The following is a 23,174-nucleotide window of genomic DNA, read 5'->3' on the forward strand; positions in this document are numbered from 1 at the left end:
GACGGCTATTTTTGACATTGATTTTTTTGCGCGAGGCGTAGACTCAGTGCCATCTTCTCGTCAGGAGGCGTTATGCGCAGATATTCCACGTTGCTAGCCACACTTTTGCTGGCACTGGCGCTACCCAGTTCTGCTGCGGACCTTACCGCGCAGTTGACCCAATTTTTTAAAGCGCGCGACCCACAACATGCCGCCGGCATGACGGTGGTGGTGCGTACGCCACAGGCGCAGTGGCCAAACTGCGAAACCCCTGAACTGCAGCTGCCGGGCAATAGCCGTCAGTGGGGCAACATCAGCATCGCTGCTAACTGCGATCAAAATCGTCGTTTCCTGCAGGTTCAGGTGCAGGTCACCGGGCAATATCTGGTGGCGAGCCGTCAGGTGGCGCGCGGCAGTAATCTCAGCCCGACGGACGTGCGTCTGGCAACCGGACGACTCGATGAACTGCCAGCACGCGCATTGATGGATAGCAGCGGCGTCATCGATGCGATCGCGCTACGCGATATCCCGCCAGGACAGCCGGTCACTGCCACCATGGTGCGTCAGCCGTGGCGCGTAAAAGCCGGTCAAAATGTGATGGTAGTCGCCAGTGGAAACGGGTTTAATGCCAGCAGCGAAGGACGTGCGCTGAACAACGCCAGCGCGGCACAAATGGTGCGCGTAAGGATGGGAAATGGTCAGGTTGTCAGTGGTCGCGTCGACGCGGATGGGAATATTCTGATATCGCTATAAAGCGTTAAAGAACCCTGTTGTTCTGCCGATAGAGATATCAACAAAGACATTACCCTATGCTGACTCAGTTGGCTAACCCCCAACTGACCTTACAGGAGCCTTACCATGAGCATCGACAGAACGCAGCCTACGAATCCGGTTAGCACTGTTCAAACACGCGACAATAACGATAACAGCAGCAAAGTGCGTCAGAGCGCGACGCCAGCAGCCAGCACCACCAGCGAAAGCGGTGCGGAAGTGAAGTTGAGTACCGCGCAGGCGCAACTGATGCAGCCTGGCAGCAAAGATATTAATACAGCGCGCGTTGAGCAGCTGAAGACGGCCATTCGTAATGGCGAATTGAAAATGGATACCGGTAAGATCGCCGACGCGCTGATCGCCGATACCAAGGCGTATTTAGAGGGTAACTAATCCCAATGGACCATCTGCTGATCACCTTAGACAAAATGCAGGACGTGCTGACATCCCTTGCGGTGGTAATGGATGAAGAACAACAGCAACTTTCTGCCGGCCAGATCAATGGCAACCTGCTGCAGCGTATTTCTGAAGATAAAAGCGCGCTGCTGACGACGTTGAATTATCTGGACGAGATGCGCCGCACCACCGAGAAAACGCTCGGCACGCAGGCGCCCTATGGTGATCACAGCGATCGCGAAAGCCGCTGGATGCGTATTCAGCAACATACGCGCCGCTTGCGCGATGCCAATACGCATAACGGGATTTTGTTGCAGCATCAAATCGGCTACACCAATGAAGCATTGGCGGTGTTGCGACCCCACCAAACCCAGGCGTTTTATGGCCCGGATGGTTTGGGTAAAGGTCAGGCGACGCTAAGTCGTAAAGGGTAGAGAAAAGTGGGTTTGAAGAGGCTGCTATCTTTTGGGATGGCGGCCTTTTTGTTGTGCTTTTAAGCACAGCGCACCAGTGATAAGCAGCAGACGGAAGTTTGTTTTGGGCAGGCATCCGCAGCGCTGAACGGAGAAAGGAAGCCAGGATTTGCCCGCAGGACGCGGGCGAAAGGCTCAGCCGGGACAAGGAAGTCCCGTCTGAGCCGGTCCGTCAGGCTGACGTACGCAGTGAAGGTACCGCGAAGCGGCGCGAGGACCGCCGGACCAAAACAAACTTCCGTCTGCGTGGGAGCATAATTTTATACCAGCGTGCGGCGCGCGAAGTCGCGCGGGCGGAAGCCGAGCAGACCCAGCATCGCAAAGTATGCGCCGCCGCCAATGGCGCAGACCGCCGCCAGACGAATCAAGCGCCACCACATCTGCCCCTCTTCCCATGCCGGCATCACCTGCAGAATGCCAAACAGCGCTGCGGCCATTACCACTACGGCAATCAGCAAACGGGTCAGGAAACTGAACCAGCCGGGCTGCGGCTGGAAGATATCCTGCTTACGCAGTTGCCAGTACAGCAGCGCCGCATTCAGGCAAGCGGCCAGACCGATCGACAGCGACAAACCGGCATGTTTGAGCGGGCCGATAAACGCCAGGTTCATCAGCTGCGTCACAATCAGCGTCACGATGGCAATTTTCACCGGAGTTTTGATGTCCTGACGAGAATAGAAGCCGGGTGCGAGCACTTTCACCACGATCAGCCCCATCAAACCCACTGAATAGGCAATCAGTGCGCGCTGCGTCATCAGGGCATCAAACGCGGTGAACTTGCCGTACTGGAACAGCGCGACCGTCAGCGGCCCGGACAAAATGCCCAACGCCACCGCGCTCGGCAGCGCCAGCAGGAAGCAGAGGCGCAGTCCCCAATCCATCAACCGTGAATACTCTTCCTGATTACCGCTGGCAAAACTCTTCGCCAGCGAGGGCAGCAAAATGGTGCCCAGCGCCACGCCCAGCACGCCGGAAGGAAACTCCATCAGGCGATCGGCGTAATACATCCACGAAACCGAACCGGAAACCAAAAAGGAGGCGAAAATAGTGTTGATGATCAGTGAAATCTGGCTCACCGACACGCCGAGGATCGCCGGCCCCATTTGACGCATTACGCGCCACACGCCCGCATCGCGCAGATTCAGGCGCGGCAAAACCAGCATGCCAATCTTTTTCAGATGCGGCAGCTGATAAAACAGCTGCAACACGCCGCCGACCACCACGGCCCACGCCAGCGCCATCACCGGCGGATTAAAATGCGGCGCAGCGAAGACAGCAAAACCAATCATGCTGATGTTCAGCAGCGTCGGCGCAAACGCCGGCACGGAAAAACGGTTCCAGGTATTGAGGATCGCGCCCGCCAGCGAGGCCAGCGAGATCAGCAGAATATAGGGAAAGGTGACGCGCAGCAGTGCGCTGGTTAAGGCAAATTTATCGGCGGTATCGGCAAAGCCTGGCGCCGTCACCACAATCACCCAGGGCGCAGCGATCATCCCTAACACGGTTACCACCGCCAGCACTAGCGTCAGTAATCCGGAGACGTAAGCGACAAACACGCGCGTGGCATCTTCGCCCTGCTTGCTTTTATATTCCGCCAGAATCGGCACAAACGCCTGAGAAAACGCGCCTTCAGCGAAGATACGGCGCAGCAGGTTCGGCAGTTTGAAGGCAACAAAGAAGGCATCGGTTGCCATTCCGGCGCCGAAAACGCGCGCCACAATGGCATCGCGGGCAAAGCCCAGTACGCGGGAAAACAAGGTCATCGAACTGACCGCAGCCAGCGATTTCAACAAATTCATATTGAGTGGCGCATCCTGAAAAGTGTCGGAGAAATGAGCGACTTAGCGCGGACATCCCGTGATGTCCGGCGATAGTCTACTGCCACGGCGGGAAATGACCAGCATTGAGTGTTACAAGGAATTATTCACGTTCGGCATCGCGCCACAATTTTTCCACCAGACGCTGCGCCGCCAGCGCCTGTTCGCCACTGGTTTCAGGCATCGTCTGATTTTCAACACACTGGATGAAATGGTGCGCTGCGCCGCTGAAACCGCGCTGAGTAAGGTGGCTTTGCCACGCGGGCGGCACATCACGCACCATGCCGCCGCGGTTTTCCTGCTGCCAGTCGCGCATCTCGTTAATTTCGATGTAATCACCGTCGCAGATGGCGCTGACGACTTCGCGTTGTGTCCCGGCGCGACGATGCATGCTGGTGGTGATTTGCAGCGATCCGGCGGAGAAATGGTGTTCGGCGTACAGCATCGCGCCATCATCATTGGTCTCAATGTGCCCTAACTCGCGCGTCAGGCTGCCGCCCGCCAGCCACAGCGCGGTGTCCACCACGTGCAGATAATCGTCCAGCAGGGTAAAACGCAAATCCTGTGGACCCACGCTATCCGCGCGGTGCTTTTCAATGCGCAGCGAGGCGGCGCGTGGCATGTCACTTTTCAACTGCTGATAACGCGGCGCAAAGCGGCGGTTAAATGCCACCATCAGCTTGCGCTTCTGCTTGTCCGCCAGCGCCACCAGCGCTTCAGCCTGTTGCAGCGTTTCGGCTAACGGTTTATCGACGCACACATCTTTGCCCGCCAGCAGCAGCGCTTTAACCACTTCGTAATGGCTGGCGGTGCTGCTGTGAACAAACACCGCATCACTGGCGGCGGCCAGCGCATCCAGTTGACCAAAATAAGGTATGCGATAGCTATCGCAGATCGGTTGCGCCTTTGCCTGATTGGGCGAAAACGCACCCGCTAATTGCCAGCCGCTGGCTTGCGATAACACCGGCAGCCACGCTTTCTGCGCGATACCGCCCAATCCTACAATGCCAATACGCAGCGTCATATTAGTGCTCCTTTTGCAGCAGCTGTTGCAGTTGCGACTGCAACTCAGCAACCGTTTCTTCAAGTTGCGCGACACGCGCGGTTAAATCGCCGTTGTCACTGACGCTTTCTGCGCTGGCCGCGTCTTCCTCTACTTCGCCACCAAAAAGATGCATATAGCGGCTTTCACGTTTGCCCGGTTCGCGCGCCAGTCGCACCACCATTGGGCCATCCTCGCGCGTGCTTAAACCGATAAGCGTCTGCTCGACTTCATTCATATCGCTGAATTCATGCAGACGACCGCTGCGGGTGCGCAGTTCGCCCGGCGTCTGTGCACCGCGCAGGAACAGCAGCGTCAGCACGGCGACTTCAGCGCTGCTCAGTTGCAGATTGCCGAAAGCGGAATTGCAGAAGCGCTGTTCATACTTGCTGACGCGTTGACCGAAGCCGTTATTGGCGGTCACCAGATGCTTTTTCACCAGCTCATCAAGCTGCGCTTGCACCTCCATCTCGCTGAGATTCAGCACCGGTTCGCGGTTAGATTTCTGATTACAGGCGGTGACAACGCCATTAAGGGAGAGCGGATATTGATCCGGCGTGGTGACCTGCTTCTCCAGCAGGCATCCAATCACGCGCAATGCCTGCGCGGATAAGGCCATTTTCATTGAGGTGATCCTTTATTATTGTCCACGACGATCCGGGGTCCACTCCCGGCAGGTCAACGCGGTGAGTACATGATCCTGCCAGCGCCCATCGATCAACAAGTAATCTTTGGCGTAACCCTCTTTTTCAAATCCGAGGCGCGCCAGCAGATCGCCACTGCGCTGATTGTGCGGCATATAATTAGCCATAATGCGGTGAATACGTTGCTGGCGTTGCATATAGCGAAGGGTGGTAGTGAGCGCTTCAAACATCAGCCCCTGACCTTGCCACTTCTCGCCAAGCGAATAGCCGAGATAGCAGGCGTGAAACGAGCCGCGCAGCACGTTGCTGTAATTCGCCACACCACGCACTTCGGTCTCTTCCGGGTCCATCAGCACAAAATAGTAGGCTGAGCCCTGTTTATGCATGTCGGCGATCAGTCCGAGGCGCGCTTGCCAGCCCGAAGGATAACAATGGCTCTCGTCGCGCACCGGTTCCCACGGCTTGAGAAACGCACGATTTTCAGCGTAATAATCCGCTAATCGCCAGGCATCGCGTTCGTGTACTAAACGCACCACTAAGCGATCGGTAGTGAGGCGCACGCGTGGGCCAGCAGAACGATAGCCAAACATCATGACTCCTGAAATCCATAACTTAAGAAAGATGTACGCCAGCGGCGATACTCCTCACTATAACCGTCACCCCGCTTGCGGTAAAACTCTTGAACGCGTTCCTCAGGATTCATCCTGATTTAGGATTAATATTTCTGCGGATTCGATGAAAAAATATCATCCTGAGAAAGCTGTTTTTCGCCACTGAGCAGGCGGAAAATAGACCAATTGGTCTCTTATCTCCTCTCATTTGCTCAGGAATTAGCATGTCTCGGGTTGCGCGGGCACGACGCCTCGGTAAAACATTTCTTTTAGTGGATAACATGCTGGTTGTGATGGGCTTTTTCGTGGTGTTTCCCCTCATTTCCATCCATTTTGTCGAACAGCTGGGCTGGGCCGCGTTGATGGTCGGTATTGCGCTTGGCTTGCGCCAGTTCGTCCAGCAGGGATTCGGCATCTTCGGCGGTGCGATTGCCGACCGTTTTGGCGCGCGTCCGCTGATCGTCACCGGCATGCTGATGCGCGCGGCGGGTTTTGCCTGCATGGCGCTGGCGCATGAACCCTGGCTGCTGTGGTTTGCCTGTTTGCTTTCCGGTCTTGGCGGCACGCTGTTTGACCCGCCACGCAGCGCGCTGGTGATGAAACTGGTGCGCGCACGCGATCGCGGCCGCTTCTTCTCCCTGCTGATGATGCAGGACAGCGCTGGTGCGGTGCTGGGCGCGCTGATTGGTAGCTGGCTGCTGGCGTGGGATTTCCGTCTGGTGTGCTGGGTTGGCGCGGCGGTGTTTGTCACTGCTGCGCTGTTTAACGCCGTTTGGTTACCGGCGTGGCGCATCTCGACCGAACGCATTGCGATGCGTGAAGGGATGCAACGCGTCTGGCAGGACAAGCGTTTTCGCCTGTACGTGCTGACATTGACCGGCTACTACATTCTCGCCGTGCAGGTGATGTTAATGCTGCCGGTGATGGTGAATCAGGTAGCCGGGGCGCCTGCTGCGGTGAAGTGGATGTACGCGATTGAAGCGCTGCTGTCATTAAGCCTGCTCTATCCGCTGGCGCGCTGGAGCGAAAAACGCTTCCGCCTCGAAACGCGTTTGATGGCCGGCTTGTTCCTGATGACGTTCAGCCTGCTGCCGGTTGGCATGACCGATTCGCTGCCGTCGCTGTTTATGCTGATCGCCCTCTTTTATCTGGGCTCAATCATCGCGGAACCGGCGCGAGAAACGCTCAGCGCTTCGCTGGCCAGTTCACGTGCGCGCGGCAGCTATATGGGCTTCAGCCGACTCGGCCTCGCGATTGGCGGCTTGATCGGCTACTCCGGCGGCGGCTGGATGTTCGATATGGGCCAGCAATGGGCGCTGCCGGAACTGCCGTGGATGCTGCTGAGCAGCGTTGGCATGATCACCCTTTTGGCGCTTTGGTGGCAGTTCCAGCCGCGTTCGGTGGCACCAGCGATTTTCAGCAGCTAATTTGCCCCCGCCAAAGATCTCTTCCATACTTCCCGCACGTCCGGAAAAAGGGTGACCTCTGTCACCCTTAGAACCACAGGAGAAACGGGATGAAACTCTACATCTACGATCACTGCCCTTTCTGCGTCAAAGCACGCATGATTTTCGGCTTAAAAAATCTGCCATTAGAACTCATCGTTATGCTGAATGACGACGAGCAAACGCCGAAAAAATTGATCGGCCAGAAAATGGCGCCGATTCTGCAACAGGCCGACGGCAGCGCTGTACCGGAAAGTATGGATATTGTGCGCCTGGTAGATAAATACGATCACCAACCGCTGCTCAATGGCAAAAGCAATCCTGCGATCAGCGACTGGCTGCGCCACGTGAATGGCTACGTCAATAAGCTGCTGCTGCCGCGCATCGCCGATGCCTCCTTCGCCGAATTCGCTACGCCGGAAGCGCGTAGCTACTTCAGCGAGAAGAAGCAGGCCAGCGTGGGCGATTTCAGCGAGTTGCGTAAACACGCGCCGGGCTTAATCAAAAACATCAGCGACGATCTGCGTCAGCTCGACAAGCTGATCGTCAAACCCAATGCGGTAAATGGCGAACTGTCGGAAGATGATATTCATCTGTTCCCGCTGCTGCGCTCCTTAACGCTGGTCAACGGCATTGAATGGCCAAGCCGCGTTGCCGATTATCGCGACAACATGGCGAAACAAACCCAGGTTAATCTGCTCTCCTCCATCGCCGCATAATCTTCATCCCTGAGAGGCGCTGCGGCGCTTCTCATCTCTCTCCTGGTGACACATGCCGCTGATTCAGGCAGGCTATGGCTGTTTTGCCGTTTCGATCAGGATGAGGACAATATGAAAAAGGCGCTTACCGGGCTTTTCGCTCTGCTTTTTGCCGTGCTACTCAGCGGCTGTAACCAATTGACGCAATACACCATCAGCGAACAGGAAGTGAATCAGGCGCTGCAAAAGCGCAATAACTTCGAAAAAGATATCGGCGTTTCCGGGCTGGTGAATGCGCACATTGTGCTGAGCGATCTCAACAGCCAGATTGGCCGTGAAGAACCCGGCAAAATAACGCTCTCGGGTAAAGCCAATATCAATGTCAGCTCGCTGTTTGGTCCGCAGCAGGCCGAAATGCTGCTGAAAATGAAGGCGCAGCCGGTTTACAACGCACAGGAAGGCGCGATTTATCTGCATGACATGGAGATTGTCGATGCGCAGGTGCAGCCGGAGAAAATGGCATCGATCATGAAAACTCTCACGCCGTATCTCAATGAGTCGCTGAAGCGCTACTTTAATGAGAGACCTGCTTATGTGCTGAGTGCAGACCGCAGCAAAGGCGAAGCGCTGGCGAAGAAACTTGCTAAAGGAATTGAAGTGAAACCGGGCCAATTGGTGATTCCGTTTACAGATTAATCCGCGCAACCGCACCTTCCGGTGCGGTTTTTGTTTGTCACAATAAAATCCCGTGCAAACGGTTGCCCACATCCTTATGATTACTCCCCGGCCTAAACGTGCCTCTCGTTTTCTTCTCAGCCGGAGTCTTTTTGAATGACAGCCCAACCTCAGCACATTACCATCCGCCGCCCTGACGACTGGCACATCCATCTGCGCGATGGCGCGATGCTCAACGCCGTACTGCCTTATACCAGCGCAGTAAATGGTCGTGCGATTGTCATGCCAAACCTGGTTCCACCGGTTATCAGCGTGGCCGCTGCCGTGGCGTATCGCGAGCGCATCATGGCTGCGTTACCTGCTGAGCACGCTTTTACTCCGCTGATGACCTGCTATCTCACCGATTCACTTGATCCCGATGAGATCGAGCGCGGCTTCCGTGACGGCACTTTTACCGCCGCCAAACTCTATCCTGCGCACGCCACCACCAACTCCAGCCACGGCGTGACCAACATCGCCGCTATCGCTAAGGTGCTGGATCGCATGCAGCAGATCGGCATGCCAATGCTGGTGCACGGCGAAGTGACCGATTCTCACATCGATATATTTGATCGCGAAGCGCGCTTTATTGAAACCGTGTTGGAACCGCTGCGTAAACAGTTCCCGGCGCTGAAAGTGGTGATGGAGCACATCACCACGAAAGAAGCGGCGGAGTATCTGGCAGCCGGTAATGATCTGCTGGGCGCCACCATTACGCCACAGCACCTGATGTTCAACCGTAACCACATGCTGGTGGGCGGCGTGCGTCCGCATCTTTACTGCCTGCCGATTCTGAAGCGCAATATCCATCAGGAAGCGCTGCGTAAGCTGGTTGCTAGCGGGAATCGTCGCGTATTCCTCGGTACCGATACCGCGCCACATCTGCGTCATCTCAAGGAAGCCAGCTGTGGCTGCGCCGGCGTGTTCAATGCGCCGACCTCATTGCCGGCGTACGCCACCGTGTTTGAGGAGCTGAATGCGCTGGAACATTTCGAAGCCTTCTGCTCGGAGAACGGCGCGAACTTCTACGATCTGCCGCTGAATGAAGGCACGCTGACGCTGGTGCGAGAATCCTGGCAGGTTGAAGAGCGCATTGCGCTGGCAGATGACACGCTGGTGCCTTTCCTTGCTGGTGAAACGCTGAACTGGCGCATCAAAGAATAATGATCTGCTACTTGCCTTCGGGAAATTTATACTGTACAAATAAACAGTATATTATCCCGGAGGCTTCTATGCGTGTTGAAATTACCGTAGCAAAAACTTCGCCCCTTCCTGCGGGTGCACTGGATGCACTCAGCGTCGAACTGGTTCGTCGCATTACGCAGGATTTCCCCGACGATGATCATCACGTCAAAGTGCGTTATGCCGGCGGCAACCAACTCAGCGTGTTTGGTGGCTGTAAAGAGTCACGCGAACGCATCAGCGAACTGTTACAAGAAACCTGGGAAAGCGCTGACGACTGGTTCAATAACGATTAACTGCCACTGTGCCGTTTTTGCCGGGTATCGCTATCCGGCTTTTTTGTTTTTATTTCCCTCTCGCCAGAAAAACTTCCTGCATCTAGACTCATGTTAAACGATCCCCTATTCTTGCCTCGTCATGCTTACAGGAGGTGTTTTACATGACTACTGAAAAACCAGAAGAGGCGATGACCTTCGGAGAATTGCTGGCATTTATTGCTGAGCAACAGCGCCGCTTAACCGTATTAGAAAATGCGTTTGCCACCTTGACCTTCTGTCTCGACGATCGCGCCAATCAGTTGCTGGTCCACAACCTGACGCTGGAAGCGCAAAACCAGAACCATGACGAGCAGTTACAGCAGCATTTTACCCGGCTGGCGGAAGAGATTCAGAAACGTCACGGCCTGCTGCCGGTCGAGCCACACTCATAAAAGTGCCCCCTTTTTCGGCCTAAAGTTTTCCCTTATAAAAGCCGATAACTTCGTCAGTGTTGCCAGTAATAATTCCAATAAAATGCCTGACGCTGCGGGCATTTTATTATTCGATTAAACGGCAATGTTAACCGCGTTTATTTTTACTCTGTTTAGGTTCGTCATACCTTTTAACTATTGTACCCGCTATTTCATGTTATAATTGTTTCGCTAGTGCACGATACAGCCGCATTGAACCTCAAGAAGCACTTCGTTTAACGAGTAATACGGAGGTTATAATGGACAGAAATAAAGACGTCATCCAGACTCATCCGTTGGTAGGATGGGACATCAGCACCGTAGACAGTTATGACGCCATGATGATTCGCCTGCACTCGCTCTCCTCGCAGGGGCAGAAAGAAGAAGAAGCTGACGTGGGTCCGACCTACTGGCTGACTACCGACGTAGCCAGACAGTTCATCTCTCTACTCGAAGCTGGCATTGCAAAAATAGAGTCTACCGAGCAGTACCTACGCGACAATCAAAAGCATTAATTTCTACTATCGCGTGAAAGGGCACCCAACAGGGTGCCTTTTTCATGGGCGCTCTCTTTTGATATGCTGTTGAAAAATTTCGCTGTTTTGCTGGAGTGATGTCGTTATGGTTTATGATCTGATTGTGGTGGGAAGCGGTTCGGTCGGCGCAGCAGCCGGGTTTTACGCCACGCAGGCTGGCTTATCGGTGCTGATGATTGATAGCGCCCATCCGCCGCACAGCCAGGGCACACATCATGGGGAAACCCGCCTGATTCGCCATGCGTATGGTGAAGGTGAACGCTACGTGCCGCTGGTGCTACGCGCACAGACACTCTGGGATGAGCTGGAACGCCAGAGCGGCGAGCGCATCATGCATCGCAGCGGCATCCTCAACTTAGCGCCCATCACCTCCTCCTTTATTCAAAATGTTATCGATAGCGCGAAAGCGTGGCAGCTGGATGTGAAAATCCTGCAAGCCGATGAAGTGCGCGCGCGCTGGCCGCAGTTCACAGTGCCGGATGGCTACATCGGCGTGTACGAACCCAACTCCGGCTTCCTCAAATGTGAGCAAGCGGTGCGCAGCTGGGTGCAGCTGGCGGAACAGGCCGGTTGCGCGCAGCTGTTTAACTGTCCGGTGACAGAGATAGGTCGTGACGGCGATCTGCAGCAAGTCACTACCAGCGATGGCATTTTCCGCGCGCGTAAACTGTTGGTCAGCGCCGGTACCTGGGTGAGCCAGTTGGTCGCCGATCTGCCGGTTGCGCCCGTGCGCAAAGTTTTCGCCTGGTATCAGGCAGATGGTCGCTACAGCGAGAACAATAAATTCCCCGGCTTTACCGTGGAGATGAGCGATGGCAGCCACTTTTACGGCTTCCCGGCGGATAACAACGCGCTGAAAGTGGGACGTCACGATGGCGGACAGCTGATGCAAACGCCGGCCGATCGCAAACCTTTTGGCAGCATCGCGGTAGACGGCAACGAATCTTTTAACTTCCTGCGTAAATTCCTGCCGGGCGTGGGCGTCTGTTTGCATGGTGAAGCCTGCAGCTACGACAATACGCCGGACGAAGATTTCATTATCGATACGCTGCCGGGCGAGCCTAATCGTCTGATCATCACCGGCTTAAGCGGACACGGTTTCAAATTCGCCAGCGTGCTGGGTGAACTTGCCAGTGAATTTGCGCAGAACAAACCGTTCTCTTTCGATATTGCGCCTTTCTCCCTCGCGCGATTTAACTAAACCATACTTGCCGGTACTAATCCTGTGCCGGCGAAATTGACACAAACTGACAGTTAATTACCTATATCAACATTCAGCGCAGCGCTATGCCGCATTTGGTGTAGTGAATATGCAATACTTCGCAATAAGCCCCGCCTTTTAAGCTATCCCTTCAATTATTCTGACTGAGTTTTAATTAAATCCTCATTTATTCCGAAGATGATTTTCAACTTTATAGAAAAGTAAGGTTAATTGATCTTTCATTGCAAAATGTAGATGCTCATTACCACTTATTTCATTCCAGGTGATTTTAATGTGGCGTAATTCCACACAGCATTTCGGCGCTGTCTCGATTTTATTGCATTGGCTTATGGCGCTGGTTATTTACGGCATGTTCGCGCTGGGTTTGTGGATGGTCGGATTGGGTTATTACGATGGCTGGTATCACGATGCGCCCGAAATTCATAAAGGCATCGGCATTCTGCTGTTCGCTGCGCTGCTGCTGCGCCTCGGCTGGCGTTTTATTTCACCGCCGCCCAAACCGTTGGCGAGTTATTCGCCCGCCGTACGACGCAGCGCTACCGCCGCGCACTGGCTGTTATACGGCTTACTGTTGGTGCTGCTGTTCACCGGTTATCTCATCTCCACCGCCGATGGCAAACCGATCTCCGTATTTGGCTGGTTCGCGGTTCCCGCCCTGTTCAGCGGTGCCGCGCAACAAGCGGATCTGGCGGGTGACATTCATCTTTGGCTGGCGTGGGGTTTGGTGCTGATCTCAGCACTGCACGCGCTGGCAGCCCTGAAACACCATTTTATCGACCGTGATGTGACACTGAAAAGGATGTTGGGTTACCGCATCCCGTTAATCTCTGAAAAGGAAAAGTAACATGCTAAAGAAGACATTATTGGCAGTAGCAGCGGCCGGATTATTGAGCGCCAGCCTGACGGCCAGCGCGGCTGATTACAAATTTGATAAGGAAGGCCAGCACGCGTTTGTGCAGTTCCGCATTCAGCACCTAGGCTACAGCTGGTTGTACGGCACCTTTAAAGACTTTGATGGCAGCTTCACTTTTGATGAAGCCAATCCTGCGGCAGATAAAGTCAACGTGACCATCAACACCAACAGCCTCGATACCAACCATGCTGAGCGTGATAAACACCTGCGCAGCGCGGATTTCCTCAACACCGGTAAGTTCCCGCAGGCAACCTTTGCTTCTACCGCCGTGAAGAAAGAGGGTAAAGATTACAAGATCACCGGTGACCTGACGCTGAATGGCGTGACCAAGCCCGTCACGCTGGATGCAAAATTGATCGGTGAAGGCAAAGATCCATGGGGCGGCTACCGTGCAGGATTTGAAGCCAGCGGTGAGATCGTGCTGAAAGAGTTCAACATCAGCAAAGATCTTGGCCCGGCATCGCAGAAAGCTGAACTGATTATTTCGGTGGAAGGCGTGCGTAAGTAAACGAAATACAGCCTGAAGTCCGCAGACCTCAGGCTGTTTGTCGCTTATTTTTTATCTGGCGCCGGAATTGCCATCGTCATGTTCAGCAAACCACGTGATTTGTTGAACACTTTGTTGCCATTTTCACGGCCCGCACGGCGTGCGCGCTGCTCCTCTGGCGACAACGTTGACTCTTCCATGCAGATTGGGCTGCAGCAGTTGTTGTACTTTTCAGCGCAGCTTGGGCACTGAATAAACAGCAAATGACAGCCATCATTGATGCAGTTGGTGTGGCTATCGCAAGGCGTGCCGCACTGATGACAGCTGGAAAGAATATCGTCGGAAATACGCTCGCCCATGCGCTCGTCAAAGACAAAGTTTTTGCCCTTGAAACGCACCGGTAAGCCCTGTTCACGCGCCCGGCGGGTGTATTCAATAATCCCGCCTTCGATGTGATAAACATCTTTGAAGCCGTTGTGTTTCATCCAGGCGCTGGCCTTTTCACAACGAATGCCACCGGTACAGTACATAACAATCTTTTTGTCTTTCTGATCCTGCAGCATATCAACGGCCATCGGCAGTTGATCGCGGAAGGTATCGGCCGGCACTTCCATGGCGTTATCGAAGCGCCCCACTTCATATTCGTAGTGGTTACGCATATCCACAAACAGCGCATCCGGATCGTCGAGCATTGCATTAACGTCCGCGGCTTTCAGGTAAGCACCCACATCGCTGGCATCAAAGCTATTGTCTTCAATCCCATCCGCAACAATGCGTTCACGCACTTTCAGGCGCAGCACCCAAAAAGATTTACCGTCATCATCCAGCGCAATGTTCATGCGCAAGTTATTTAGCGCCGCATCAAAGGCATACAAAGCGGCCTTCATCTTTTCGTAGCGGCTGGCGGGCACACTGATTTGTGCGTTGATGCCTTCGTGCGCAACATAGACGCGACCAAACACCTTGAGTTTGGTTAACTCAACGTAGAGGGCATCACGGAAGGCTTTAGGATCGGCAATCTGGAAGTATTTATAAAAAGAGACTGTGGTACGTGGTTCGGTTTCCGCCAACATACGTTCCTTCAGCTCTTTATTGGAAACAAGGTTATGTAACACTGGCATGGTGTTCGTCCTGTTAGCAATCAGAGAAATTTAGCGCGCGTATGATACCCGAATTCTGCCTGATACAAAAATGTTGGTTTGATAAGCCTGCCGGCTGAAATTACACACGCATTTGTGCGCCACAATTGCGTTTTCGTGCGCATACCTGCTGTCGGAAAGCCGTCCCCGGTCTATGCTTGATTTCAGCCAGAATGAAAAAATGGCATAATGACAAAAAATTACAGAAACCGGACTCTCTGGCATAAGACGCAGGATACTGACATTTCCATGACTCAACTTCCCCAACTCACCCGTGAACTCTTCTATCCACGCTATTGGCTGACCTGGCTCGGCATTGGCTTTCTTTATCTGCTGGTGCTGTTGCCCTATCCGGTACTGCATGCAATTGGCTGCGGATTGGGTCGCGTTGCCATGCGCTTTATGAAGCGGCGCGTTGAAGTGGCGCAGCGTAATCTTGAAGTGTGCTTCCCCACTATGCCGACCAATGAACGTGACGCGATGGTAAAGCACAACTTCGAATCGGTAGGCATGGGGCTGATTGAAACCGGGATGGCGTGGTTCTGGCCGGACTGGCGTATTCGTAAATGGGTCACCACCAGCGGACTGGAGCACGTGACTAACGCGCTGGCAGAGAAGCGCGGCATATTATTAATTGGTATGCACTTTCTGACTCTGGAGTTGGGAGCGCGGGTATTTGGTATGCACAACCCAGGCATTGGCGTGTATCGTCCCAACGACAACAAGTTGATCGACTGGCTGCAAACCTGGGGCCGGATGCGCTCCAATAAAAGCATGCTGGACCGCAAAGATCTGAAAGGCATGATTCGCGCCATGAAGAACAACGACATTATCTGGTATGCACCGGATCATGATTATGGTCCGCGCAGCAGCGTGTTTGCGCCATTCTTCGCGGTTCAGGATGCGGCGACCACCACCGGCACCCATATGCTGATTCGTCTGGCAAACCCAAGCGTGGTGCCGTTCCTGGCGCGACGTCTGCCGAACGCGCGCGGCTATGAGCTGAAAATGATGCCAGATATCCGCGACAAATTTACGCTGGAATCTGAACTTGATACCGCTGTGGTGATGAATAAAGTGGTGGAAGAGACGGTGCTGCTGGCTCCAGAGCAATACATGTGGCTGCATCGCCGCTTTAAAACGCGTCCGCAAGGCGAACCATCGGTTTATTAATATTGGTCGGGGCACCCTGTGTGCTCCGCTGTTTATATGCACTAATTTGCCTTTTGGCGCGATCACATGCGGTAATTTATTAGTGAGCCGTGCCAGCCTGAACTTAGGCTGATAGTTGGCTTAGCGCCGCATTTAATCAGACATCACTTTTCTTCAGCACGCAATGTTGACGTAAAATTAACCTTTCCTTGCGCCATAGCAGCCAAATTCTGCGTTGATGCAGGATTACCGGAATTGTCACTCATTAATATTTATTCACCAAAGTTTAGCGTTTCGGACCTGATTTCTACAACTTCCAGGGCTATTCCTATTTAATATTGCTAAATCCTTCGGCATCACTTATCAATGAAGTAAAATTAACTTACTAAACAAGGTATTGTCTGATTAAAAAACCCCATATTCCTTTTCGTTAAAATAATCGCTTCGCTTATAACTTTATGGAATTGGTTCGTAAAATCGAATCCAGTTAATTTCGATTGCAGCACTTAGCTTCACCCGTTCACTTTTAAAAAATATAAAAAGATTACACACAGCAAATATATCTCAGGACAATATAATATGAATAAAGGTATCTACTACTACGTGACGATCAGTACCGATCAGGAAGGTTATCATCTTCTGCATCGGAAAGAGTGCAAACGCTTACCTGTAAAGGAGGATATGGTATTTATTGGCACTCTATATAATTTAAATCAGGCATTATCAACCGCGCGTATTAATTTTAAAAAGGTTAAGCCCTGTATTAAATGTTGTATTCGTTACTCTGCTCCAATTATTCACGAATCAGTACGCCCGGTATTGCATTTCCCGCAGAAAATAGCCTGACCGGTTGGGCGGTTGAATTTCACGCAACCGCCCAACTGATATTTCCTCTCCGCCCTGCACGTCACGATTTTTCGTCTATCCTTCTGTGAAATCCCTTTTTTACAGACATGGAGTTGATGATGAGCCTGTTTACCACCCTTGAAGAAGCCATTGAAGCCGCTCGTGAAGAGTTCCTCGCCAGCCAACCAGAGATCGCTGAAGAAGATGCCAGCGTGAGCCAGTTCGCCCTGCAGAAGTACGTGATGCAGGATGGCGACATTATGTGGCAGGCCGAATTTTTCGCTGAAGAGGATGGTCAGGGTGAATGCCTGCCGATCTCCAGTGGAGACGCCGCACAAGCCATCTTTGATGGCGATTTTGATGAAGTCGAACTGCGTCAGGAGTGGCAGGCGGAAAATACGCTGCACGAATGGGATGACGGCGAGTTCCAGCTGGAACCACCGCGTGACCTTGAAGAGGGCGAAGCGGCGGCACAAGAGTGGGAAGACGACAACAGCCCTTCTGACAATCTGTAATAACGTTTATTCGTACGGACCGTGACTGGCATCCACGGGCAGTAACAGCGTGTCCATCACCAGCGACAGCGGCAAATCGATAATGGTTAGCACACGCCACGGTCCGTCACGAACGTCCCACTGCACGCCGGGATAATATTGGTTGCCGTGACCTTGTCCGGGAAAGGTGCGGCTGATGATACTGCCACAACCGGTGAGCAGAAGAATCGCGGCGCTAAGCGCGGTTATTTTCAGGAAATAATTCACAACATTTACTCACAATGAACTGGCGTTAGTTTAACCATCTCGCAGGGACGATGACCACTCCTTAACACGTAAAGATTGCGTCATATTTCTGGCGAAAAAAAAGCGGCATTTCTGCCGCTTTCTACTTTCTCATCCTCAGCGCTGTGGAAGCGCCTCTGGATTGAGCTTCAGCTTCTGATAGCTTTCCACCCACTGATGATATTTGTCCGCGCTTTCCCACAGGCGTGAGTGCACACGAGCCAGCACCACCGGATCGCTAATCAGCTGCAAACGCTGCTCGCGATTCAGTTTCTCTGGCGCATCGCTCAGTGCCTGATCGACACGACGGTCACGCGCATGATCCAGTAAATCGCTCTGCTTATGACGCGATGTTGCCATCGCCGTCGCCAGCGCGTTAAACGCCGGGTTAAACAGTGCATGCATAAAGCCATTTTTCAGCGCGCGTTGACGGTTGATCTGCAGATAGTGATCGGTATCAACCAGCTCTTTAGGTGGCTCATACTCTTCCGGGATCAGGAACAGTTTGGCGTTCTTACTCTTCTGCCCTACCGTTGCACGGCTCGACATCACCGATACAAACGGCGACAGGATCAGCGAGACGACGATCGGCGACAGCCACCACAGGAAGTTCAGATCGAGGAAGCCCATACCGCCCGCCCACACCAGACCCAACAGCATCTGTGAACCATGACGACGGAAAGCTTCGCTCCACGGTGTCGCATCATCATCACGCTGCGGCGAGTTCCACACCACTTCCCAGCCAAGGAACGCGCTGACCACAAACACGGTGTGGAACAGCATGCGCACCGGCGCCAGCAGCACTGAGAACAGCATCTCCAGAATCAGCGAGAAGAACAAGCGGATGGCGCCACCATAAGGTTTCGCTCCCTTGAACCAAATCAGCACCACGCTCAACAGTTTCGGCAGGAACAACAGCACCAGCGTAGTTGAGAACAAGGCTATCGCCAAGTCGGGACGCCACTGCGGCCACACCGGGAACAGCTGGCGTGGTTGCAGGAAGTAGGTCGGTTCCATCAGCGTGTGCACCACCTGCAAGGCAGTAGAAAGCGCGAGGAACATGAACCACAACGGCGCAGAGAGATAGGACATTACGCCCGTCAGGAACACCGCACGGTGAACCGGATGCATCCCTTTTACCAGGAACAAACGGAAGTTCATCAGGTTACCGTGGCACCAGCGACGGTCACGCTTCAGCTCATCCAGCAGGTTCGGCGGCAGTTCTTCATAGGAGCCTGGCAGATCGTAGGCGATCCACACACCCCAACCGGCACGACGCATCAGCGCGGCTTCAACGAAGTCATGCGACAGGATCGAACCCGCGAAGGAACCTTCACCCGGCAGCGGTGCCAGCGCACAGTGCTCGATAAACGGTTGCACACGAATGATGGCGTTATGGCCCCAATAGTGTGATTCACCCAACTGCCAGAAGTGCAAACCAGCGGTGAACAGCGGACCGTACACACGGGTAGCAAACTGCTGGCAACGCGCATACAGCGTATCCATGCCTGACGCTTTCGGCGAAGACTGGATAATACCGGCGTTCGGGTTAGCATCCATCATGCGCACTAAACCGGTAAGACACTCACCGCTCATTACGCTGTCGGCGTCCAGCACCACCATGTAGCTGTAGTTGCTGCCCCAGCGACGGCAGAAGTCATCGATGTTGCCGCTTTTACGCTTCACACGACGACGACGACGGCGATAGAAAATCTTGCCGGCGCCACCGACATCACGCACCAGCTCCATCCAGGCTTTCTGCTCGGCGATGGCGATATCGGCATCGTAGCTGTCGCTCAGAATGTAGACGTCGAAGTGTTCGGCATTGCCAGTACGTTTGACCGATTCCCAGGTCGCACGCAGGCCAGCAAACACGCGTTCTACATCTTCATTACAGATCGGCATGATCAGCGCAGTACGGTGTTCCGGATTCAGTGGCTCATCGCCGGTTGTCGAATACGAAATACTGTATTTATCGCGACCGATCAGCAGCTGCAGGAAGCCCATTAGCGCGGTCCAGAAACCGGCAGAAACCCAGCAGAACAGGATGGCGAACAGGAACAGAATCCCGGTCTGCAGGATATACGGCAGGATCAGCTCAACCGACTGCAGCCAGTTCTGGTTGAACATCTCGATAGGATCGATCAGCGTCCAGCCCTGATACGGCAGAATGGTTTTCATGTACCAGGTTGCCACCACGGTCTGCAGAATCGTCAGAATCAGCAGTACGTAACGACGCATGGAGCCAACGTGGCGCCACTTGTCCTCGTTTTTCTGCTCTTCAACGGTGGCATAGCGTGGAGTGGATTTCTGGCCGCGCAGGGAATCCCAGGCGCGCGCAATCGGGTTGGTGCGCCAGATCTCCGGGAACATCAGCGAACGCTTCACTTTCGGCATCGCCTTCAGTGTGGTGCGATCAAGATAATCCTTGCTGAGCTGCTGACCATCCGCCAGTGAGTCCGGCCAGGCCATTTGCACACGGGATGACACCGATTTCAGCGGCGCATCATCCGGGCGCTCGCTGGCGGCGTTATCTTGCCCCAGCGACGTATGAATAGCGTGGAACGCCTGCGCATTCTGCAGCGAATCGCTGAGACGGGCGCGCCCTGCCGCATCAAGCGGCAGAGCCTCCACGTAAGATTGAGGTAGAAATATCGATTTATTCATTGGCAGGTAGCTGATAGCTCCAGGTTTCCGTCAATGTCTTGTCGCCGCTCACCAGCGCCGCACGCATCTCAGTCGGCTGCTTGTTATCTTTCACACGCAGACGCAACACCAGACGCCAGCCTTTGGTCACCGGGTTGTAGCGCACACTCTGCTCAACCACGTCAGCGTTGTTACCCACGCTCACCTGCGGCGCCACTTGCGTATCTTCCGGCAGCTTGCTCATCGCTTTGCCAACGAAATCCACGGTGAAGGCGATAGAACCATCCGGCTGACGCACCAGATTCGACTGCTTCACATCACCGGCAGAGCGCAGCGTGTCTTTTACCCAGGCGATGTCGTCTGAGTGCAGCTGATTCTCGTCACGGGTGAAGTGCAGACGATACTGGAAGTTCATCTCTTTGCCCGGCTCTGGCAGTTTTTCCGGCGTCCAGAACGCAACGATGTTGTCGTTGGTTTCATCGGCAGTTGGAATCTCTACCAGTTCAACACGGCCTTTACCCCAATCACCCTGCGGCTCAACCCAGCCACTTGGGCGCAGGTCATAGCGATCGTCGAGATCCTGGAAACGGCTGAAATCACGCGTGCGCTGCAGCAGACCAAAACCTTTCGGGTTCTCAACGGTAAAAGTGCTAACCGCAAGATGTTTCGGGTTATTTAGCGGACGCCAAATCCACTCACCGTTGCCGGCATGAATCGAAAGACCATTCGAATCGTGCAGCTCAGAACGGAAGTTGGTCACTGGCGAAGGCTGGTTTGCACCAAACAGGAACATACTGGTCAGTGGCGCAACGCCCAGTTTGCCGACGTTATCACGCAGGTAAACTTTGGATTGCACATCAACCGTCGATTCTTTGCCCGGTTTGATGATGAAACGATAGGCACCGGACGCGCGTGGCGAATCCAGCAGCGCATAGATCACCAGCTGTTTGTCCTGCGGTTTTGGACGCTCAATCCAGAACTCTTTAAAGCGCGGGAACTCTTCGCCCGACGGCAAGGCGGTATCAATCGCCAGTCCACGTGCCGAAAGACCGTACACCTGGCCTTCGCCAATCACACGGAAATAGCTGGCGCCGAGGAAGCTGGTGATCTCGTCGTCTTTGCCCTTTTTATTTAATGGATACAACACCTTAAACCCAGCAAAGCCAAGGTTTTTGACTGCATCAGCATCGTGTTTTACGTTGCCGAAATTGAAGTAGTCAGGGTTATATTTAATTTCACGTACTGAAGACGCCGTCACTTCGTTGATTTTCACCGGCGTATCGAAATACATGCCCTGATGATAGAACTCAAGCTTAAACGGCGTGCGCAGTTTGCCCCAATAAGCTTTGTCGTGGTTAAACTGGATCTGCTGATAGTCAGCAAACTTCATTTCACGAAACTGAGAGGGTAAATTGCTTTTTGGCGCTTCGAAACTTTTCCCTGCCAACGCCTTGGCTTGTTTTGCAACATCATCAATGTTAAACGCCCAACTATTGTTGGCATACATAGCCAGCAGAACTGCCGCGCCTACCCAGCGCATCTTTACCAGTCCCACTTTATTATTCACATTATTCAGCACATCCCCCCCTTTCGTGTGCTTAGATCAAACCCGATTATCTTAAAGGATTATTCGGTTTTCCGACAGCGTATGTAATAGATTGTTCCGCTGATTTGTAAGCTGAAAATGTGCTTTTAGGATAATTAAACCCCGCAAAATCACATACAGATTCACCTGATAGTATACCCTGTTTACAGCCGGTAGAATTTTCCTTCGGCATAATCCGGTTTCAGGGCGAAACCGGCAAGTAAACTGACTATTGGAAGATTATGAGTTCAGCTAAACCCGAACGTGAATATTTCCTCGATTCGATTCGCGCGTATTTAATGTTATTAGGCGTGCCTTTTCACGTCTCTCTGATTTACTCCACGCAGAAATGGGCCGTGAACAGCCATGACGCCTCAATGTGGTTGACGGTGCTAAACGACTTTATTCACGCCTTCCGCATGCAGGTGTTCTTTGTTATTTCAGGCTATTTTTCCTACATGCTCTACTTACGCTACCAGCCGCAGCGCTGGTTGAAAGTGCGTCTGGAGCGTGTCGGCATCCCGATGTTGACTGCCGTGCCGCTGATTACCTTGCCGCAGTTTTTCATCACCAAAAATCTCACCGATAAAATCGGCGACTGGAACAGTTTCTCGCTGTACGACAAGTACAACACGCTGGCGTGGGAGCTGATATCTCATCTGTGGTTTTTATTGGTACTGGTGATTCTGACCACGTTCGGTATGGTGGCGTTTCGCTGGCTGAATAAGCAGCAGCGCAGCATCGATTATCAGCAAATTGGCTGGGGTAAATTGACGCTGGCACTACTGACTTATGCCTTAATTTGGTGTGCGTTCCGCCGCGTGCTGTTTTATTTCGTTCCGGCCGTGTTTGCCGATGGCCTGTTCAGCATTGCCGTGATGCAAACGCTGATGTTCCTGCCGTTCTTTATGCTGGGTGCGTTGAGCTGGAAGCATCAGGCGCTGAAAGCGTTGTTTGTGCGCTTTAATCCGGTGATGTGCTTTGGCGCTATCGCGGTATTCATCGCCTATAGCCTGAATCAGCGTTACAGCAGCGGTGAAGGTTGGCTGTATGAAATCGATATGATCATTTCGACGCTGATGGGGTTGTGCATGCTAAACGTCTGTTTTAGCTTCGGCCATAAGCTGCTGAACAGCCATTCGCCGCGCATCATGTATCTGGTGAATGCCTCGCTGTTTATCTATCTGGTACACCATCCGCTGACCATTTTGTACGGCATCTACATCACGCCGCACATCGGCAACAACACGCTCGGCTTCTTCGTCGGCTTACTGATGGTATTTGGCGTGGCGTTTACGCTGTATGAAATCCATCTGCGCATTCCGCTGCTGCGCTTCCTGTTCTCCGGTAAGCCGCAACGCAAATGAAAA

Annotated in this window: 25 protein-coding genes; 17 read left to right on the forward strand and 8 right to left on the reverse strand. The window is 53.4% G+C overall.

Annotated features, from left to right (window positions below; all coding sequences use genetic code 11):
* The first annotated feature begins 72 nt into the window (after positions 1-72).
* The 3 genes from flgA (at position 73) to flgN (ending at position 1,580) form a co-directional block, all read left to right on the forward strand.
* A complete protein-coding gene (gene flgA, locus Q3H59_RS12710) occupies positions 73-732 on the forward strand; it encodes a flagellar basal body P-ring formation chaperone FlgA (protein WP_101760850.1) in 660 nt (219 codons plus the stop codon).
* 105 nt (positions 733-837) lie between these two features.
* A complete protein-coding gene (gene flgM / locus Q3H59_RS12715) occupies positions 838-1,143 on the forward strand; it encodes a flagellar biosynthesis anti-sigma factor FlgM (protein WP_101760851.1) in 306 nt (101 codons plus the stop codon).
* Between the two features lie 5 nt (positions 1,144-1,148).
* A complete protein-coding gene (flgN, locus tag Q3H59_RS12720) occupies positions 1,149-1,580 on the forward strand; it encodes a flagellar export chaperone FlgN (protein ID WP_101760852.1) in 432 nt (143 codons plus the stop codon).
* 299 nt (positions 1,581-1,879) lie between these two features.
* On the opposite strand, the gene murJ is transcribed toward flgN, so the two are convergent.
* The 4 genes from murJ to rimJ all read right to left on the reverse strand — a co-directional run bounded on the left by murJ (position 1,880) and on the right by rimJ (position 5,712).
* Complete coding sequence (gene murJ / locus Q3H59_RS12725; protein WP_309835192.1) at positions 1,880-3,418, reverse strand: murein biosynthesis integral membrane protein MurJ; 1,539 nt, start codon at positions 3,416-3,418, stop codon at positions 1,880-1,882.
* Between the two features lie 121 nt (positions 3,419-3,539).
* Complete coding sequence (locus Q3H59_RS12730) at positions 3,540-4,460, reverse strand: Gfo/Idh/MocA family protein (protein WP_137385551.1); 921 nt, start codon at positions 4,458-4,460, stop codon at positions 3,540-3,542.
* Position 4,461: 1 nt separating this feature from the next.
* On the reverse strand, positions 4,462-5,103 hold the full coding sequence (locus tag Q3H59_RS12735; protein WP_309835194.1) for a DUF480 domain-containing protein: 642 nt from the start codon (positions 5,101-5,103) through the stop codon (positions 4,462-4,464).
* A gap of 15 nt (positions 5,104-5,118) precedes the next feature.
* Positions 5,119-5,712, reverse strand: a complete 594-nt coding sequence (gene rimJ / locus Q3H59_RS12740) for a ribosomal protein S5-alanine N-acetyltransferase (protein WP_101760856.1) — start codon at positions 5,710-5,712, stop codon at positions 5,119-5,121.
* 245 nt (positions 5,713-5,957) lie between these two features.
* Here rimJ and mdtH point away from each other — a divergent pair, with 245 nt between their 5' ends.
* From mdtH to Q3H59_RS12790, 10 genes are all read left to right on the forward strand, one after another.
* Complete coding sequence (mdtH, locus tag Q3H59_RS12745; RefSeq protein ID WP_101760857.1) at positions 5,958-7,160, forward strand: multidrug efflux MFS transporter MdtH; 1,203 nt, start codon at positions 5,958-5,960, stop codon at positions 7,158-7,160.
* 89 nt (positions 7,161-7,249) lie between these two features.
* Positions 7,250-7,897: a glutaredoxin 2 gene (gene grxB / locus Q3H59_RS12750; RefSeq protein WP_101760858.1), complete on the forward strand. Its 648-nt coding sequence runs from the start codon at positions 7,250-7,252 to the stop codon at positions 7,895-7,897.
* A 111-nt stretch (positions 7,898-8,008) separates the two neighbouring features.
* Entirely contained in the window at positions 8,009-8,572 is a 564-nt protein-coding gene (locus tag Q3H59_RS12755; protein ID WP_101760859.1) for a lipoprotein, read from the forward strand.
* Between the two features lie 135 nt (positions 8,573-8,707).
* Positions 8,708-9,754: a dihydroorotase gene (pyrC, locus tag Q3H59_RS12760; RefSeq protein WP_309835199.1), complete on the forward strand. Its 1,047-nt coding sequence runs from the start codon at positions 8,708-8,710 to the stop codon at positions 9,752-9,754.
* Between the two features lie 68 nt (positions 9,755-9,822).
* A complete protein-coding gene (dinI, locus tag Q3H59_RS12765) occupies positions 9,823-10,068 on the forward strand; it encodes a DNA damage-inducible protein I (RefSeq protein ID WP_101760861.1) in 246 nt (81 codons plus the stop codon).
* Positions 10,069-10,211: 143 nt separating this feature from the next.
* Positions 10,212-10,481, forward strand: a complete 270-nt coding sequence (locus Q3H59_RS12770) for a hypothetical protein (RefSeq protein ID WP_101760862.1) — start codon at positions 10,212-10,214, stop codon at positions 10,479-10,481.
* A 278-nt stretch (positions 10,482-10,759) separates the two neighbouring features.
* On the forward strand, positions 10,760-11,014 hold the full coding sequence (gene bssS, locus Q3H59_RS12775; RefSeq protein ID WP_008103119.1) for a biofilm formation regulator BssS: 255 nt from the start codon (positions 10,760-10,762) through the stop codon (positions 11,012-11,014).
* Between the two features lie 106 nt (positions 11,015-11,120).
* On the forward strand, positions 11,121-12,236 hold the full coding sequence (gene solA, locus Q3H59_RS12780) for an N-methyl-L-tryptophan oxidase (RefSeq protein ID WP_222210593.1): 1,116 nt from the start codon (positions 11,121-11,123) through the stop codon (positions 12,234-12,236).
* Between the two features lie 292 nt (positions 12,237-12,528).
* Positions 12,529-13,101: a cytochrome b gene (locus tag Q3H59_RS12785; protein ID WP_110865908.1), complete on the forward strand. Its 573-nt coding sequence runs from the start codon at positions 12,529-12,531 to the stop codon at positions 13,099-13,101.
* 1 nt (position 13,102) lies between these two features.
* Positions 13,103-13,678, forward strand: coding sequence for a YceI family protein (locus tag Q3H59_RS12790; RefSeq protein WP_101760864.1), 576 nt, complete (start codon positions 13,103-13,105; stop codon positions 13,676-13,678).
* Positions 13,679-13,722: 44 nt separating this feature from the next.
* On the opposite strand, the gene Q3H59_RS12795 is transcribed toward Q3H59_RS12790, so the two are convergent.
* The gene (locus tag Q3H59_RS12795) at positions 13,723-14,778 is read right to left on the reverse strand and encodes a rhodanese-related sulfurtransferase (protein WP_101760865.1); all 1,056 of its coding nucleotides are present in this window, start codon (positions 14,776-14,778) and stop codon (positions 13,723-13,725) included.
* A gap of 267 nt (positions 14,779-15,045) precedes the next feature.
* Here Q3H59_RS12795 and Q3H59_RS12800 point away from each other — a divergent pair, with 267 nt between their 5' ends.
* The 3 genes from Q3H59_RS12800 to Q3H59_RS12810 all read left to right on the forward strand — a co-directional run bounded on the left by Q3H59_RS12800 (position 15,046) and on the right by Q3H59_RS12810 (position 17,309).
* Positions 15,046-15,969, forward strand: a complete 924-nt coding sequence (locus Q3H59_RS12800) for a Kdo(2)-lipid IV(A) acyltransferase (RefSeq protein WP_101760866.1) — start codon at positions 15,046-15,048, stop codon at positions 15,967-15,969.
* Between the two features lie 558 nt (positions 15,970-16,527).
* Positions 16,528-16,794 (forward strand): hypothetical protein, encoded by a 267-nt coding sequence (locus Q3H59_RS12805; RefSeq protein WP_008103132.1) that lies wholly within the window; start codon positions 16,528-16,530, stop codon positions 16,792-16,794.
* A 119-nt stretch (positions 16,795-16,913) separates the two neighbouring features.
* Complete coding sequence (locus Q3H59_RS12810; RefSeq protein ID WP_101760867.1) at positions 16,914-17,309, forward strand: MysB family protein; 396 nt, start codon at positions 16,914-16,916, stop codon at positions 17,307-17,309.
* A 6-nt stretch (positions 17,310-17,315) separates the two neighbouring features.
* On the opposite strand, the gene Q3H59_RS12815 is transcribed toward Q3H59_RS12810, so the two are convergent.
* The 3 genes from Q3H59_RS12815 to Q3H59_RS12825 form a co-directional block, all read right to left on the reverse strand.
* Positions 17,316-17,555, reverse strand: coding sequence for a YceK/YidQ family lipoprotein (locus tag Q3H59_RS12815; protein ID WP_110865906.1), 240 nt, complete (start codon positions 17,553-17,555; stop codon positions 17,316-17,318).
* 135 nt (positions 17,556-17,690) lie between these two features.
* Entirely contained in the window at positions 17,691-20,240 is a 2,550-nt protein-coding gene (gene mdoH, locus Q3H59_RS12820) for a glucans biosynthesis glucosyltransferase MdoH (protein ID WP_101760869.1), read from the reverse strand.
* Positions 20,233-21,768: a glucan biosynthesis protein G gene (locus tag Q3H59_RS12825; RefSeq protein WP_192234533.1), complete on the reverse strand. Its 1,536-nt coding sequence runs from the start codon at positions 21,766-21,768 to the stop codon at positions 20,233-20,235. The genes mdoH and Q3H59_RS12825 overlap by 8 nt, the downstream gene beginning before the upstream one ends.
* A gap of 278 nt (positions 21,769-22,046) precedes the next feature.
* Between Q3H59_RS12825 and mdoC the strand changes: the two genes are divergently transcribed.
* On the forward strand, positions 22,047-23,171 hold the full coding sequence (gene mdoC, locus Q3H59_RS12830; RefSeq protein ID WP_101760871.1) for a glucans biosynthesis protein MdoC: 1,125 nt from the start codon (positions 22,047-22,049) through the stop codon (positions 23,169-23,171).
* Positions 23,172-23,174 lie beyond the last annotated feature (3 nt).

Origin of the sequence: Pantoea sp. SORGH_AS_0659, assembly GCF_031453915.1 — a bacterium.
In the GTDB taxonomy this organism is placed as follows: Bacteria; Pseudomonadota; Gammaproteobacteria; order Enterobacterales; family Enterobacteriaceae; genus Pantoea; species Pantoea leporis.

Coding starts and splice junctions, on each gene's coding strand:
- flgA (WP_101760850.1), top strand. CDS start 73: ATGCGCAGATATTCCACGTTGCTAGCCACACTTTTGCTGGCACTGGCG.
- flgM (WP_101760851.1), top strand. CDS start 838: ATGAGCATCGACAGAACGCAGCCTACGAATCCGGTTAGCACTGTTCAA.
- flgN (WP_101760852.1), top strand. CDS start 1,149: ATGGACCATCTGCTGATCACCTTAGACAAAATGCAGGACGTGCTGACA.
- murJ (WP_309835192.1), bottom strand. CDS start 3,418: ATGAATTTGTTGAAATCGCTGGCTGCGGTCAGTTCGATGACCTTGTTT.
- Q3H59_RS12730 (WP_137385551.1), bottom strand. CDS start 4,460: ATGACGCTGCGTATTGGCATTGTAGGATTGGGCGGTATCGCGCAGAAA.
- Q3H59_RS12735 (WP_309835194.1), bottom strand. CDS start 5,103: ATGAAAATGGCCTTATCCGCGCAGGCATTGCGCGTGATTGGATGCCTG.
- rimJ (WP_101760856.1), bottom strand. CDS start 5,712: ATGTTTGGCTATCGTTCTGCTGGCCCACGCGTGCGCCTCACTACCGAT.
- mdtH (WP_101760857.1), top strand. CDS start 5,958: ATGTCTCGGGTTGCGCGGGCACGACGCCTCGGTAAAACATTTCTTTTA.
- grxB (WP_101760858.1), top strand. CDS start 7,250: ATGAAACTCTACATCTACGATCACTGCCCTTTCTGCGTCAAAGCACGC.
- Q3H59_RS12755 (WP_101760859.1), top strand. CDS start 8,009: ATGAAAAAGGCGCTTACCGGGCTTTTCGCTCTGCTTTTTGCCGTGCTA.
- pyrC (WP_309835199.1), top strand. CDS start 8,708: ATGACAGCCCAACCTCAGCACATTACCATCCGCCGCCCTGACGACTGG.
- dinI (WP_101760861.1), top strand. CDS start 9,823: ATGCGTGTTGAAATTACCGTAGCAAAAACTTCGCCCCTTCCTGCGGGT.
- Q3H59_RS12770 (WP_101760862.1), top strand. CDS start 10,212: ATGACTACTGAAAAACCAGAAGAGGCGATGACCTTCGGAGAATTGCTG.
- bssS (WP_008103119.1), top strand. CDS start 10,760: ATGGACAGAAATAAAGACGTCATCCAGACTCATCCGTTGGTAGGATGG.
- solA (WP_222210593.1), top strand. CDS start 11,121: ATGGTTTATGATCTGATTGTGGTGGGAAGCGGTTCGGTCGGCGCAGCA.
- Q3H59_RS12785 (WP_110865908.1), top strand. CDS start 12,529: ATGTGGCGTAATTCCACACAGCATTTCGGCGCTGTCTCGATTTTATTG.
- Q3H59_RS12790 (WP_101760864.1), top strand. CDS start 13,103: ATGCTAAAGAAGACATTATTGGCAGTAGCAGCGGCCGGATTATTGAGC.
- Q3H59_RS12795 (WP_101760865.1), bottom strand. CDS start 14,778: ATGCCAGTGTTACATAACCTTGTTTCCAATAAAGAGCTGAAGGAACGT.
- Q3H59_RS12800 (WP_101760866.1), top strand. CDS start 15,046: ATGACTCAACTTCCCCAACTCACCCGTGAACTCTTCTATCCACGCTAT.
- Q3H59_RS12805 (WP_008103132.1), top strand. CDS start 16,528: ATGAATAAAGGTATCTACTACTACGTGACGATCAGTACCGATCAGGAA.
- Q3H59_RS12810 (WP_101760867.1), top strand. CDS start 16,914: ATGAGCCTGTTTACCACCCTTGAAGAAGCCATTGAAGCCGCTCGTGAA.
- mdoH (WP_101760869.1), bottom strand. CDS start 20,240: ATGAATAAATCGATATTTCTACCTCAATCTTACGTGGAGGCTCTGCCG.
- mdoC (WP_101760871.1), top strand. CDS start 22,047: ATGAGTTCAGCTAAACCCGAACGTGAATATTTCCTCGATTCGATTCGC.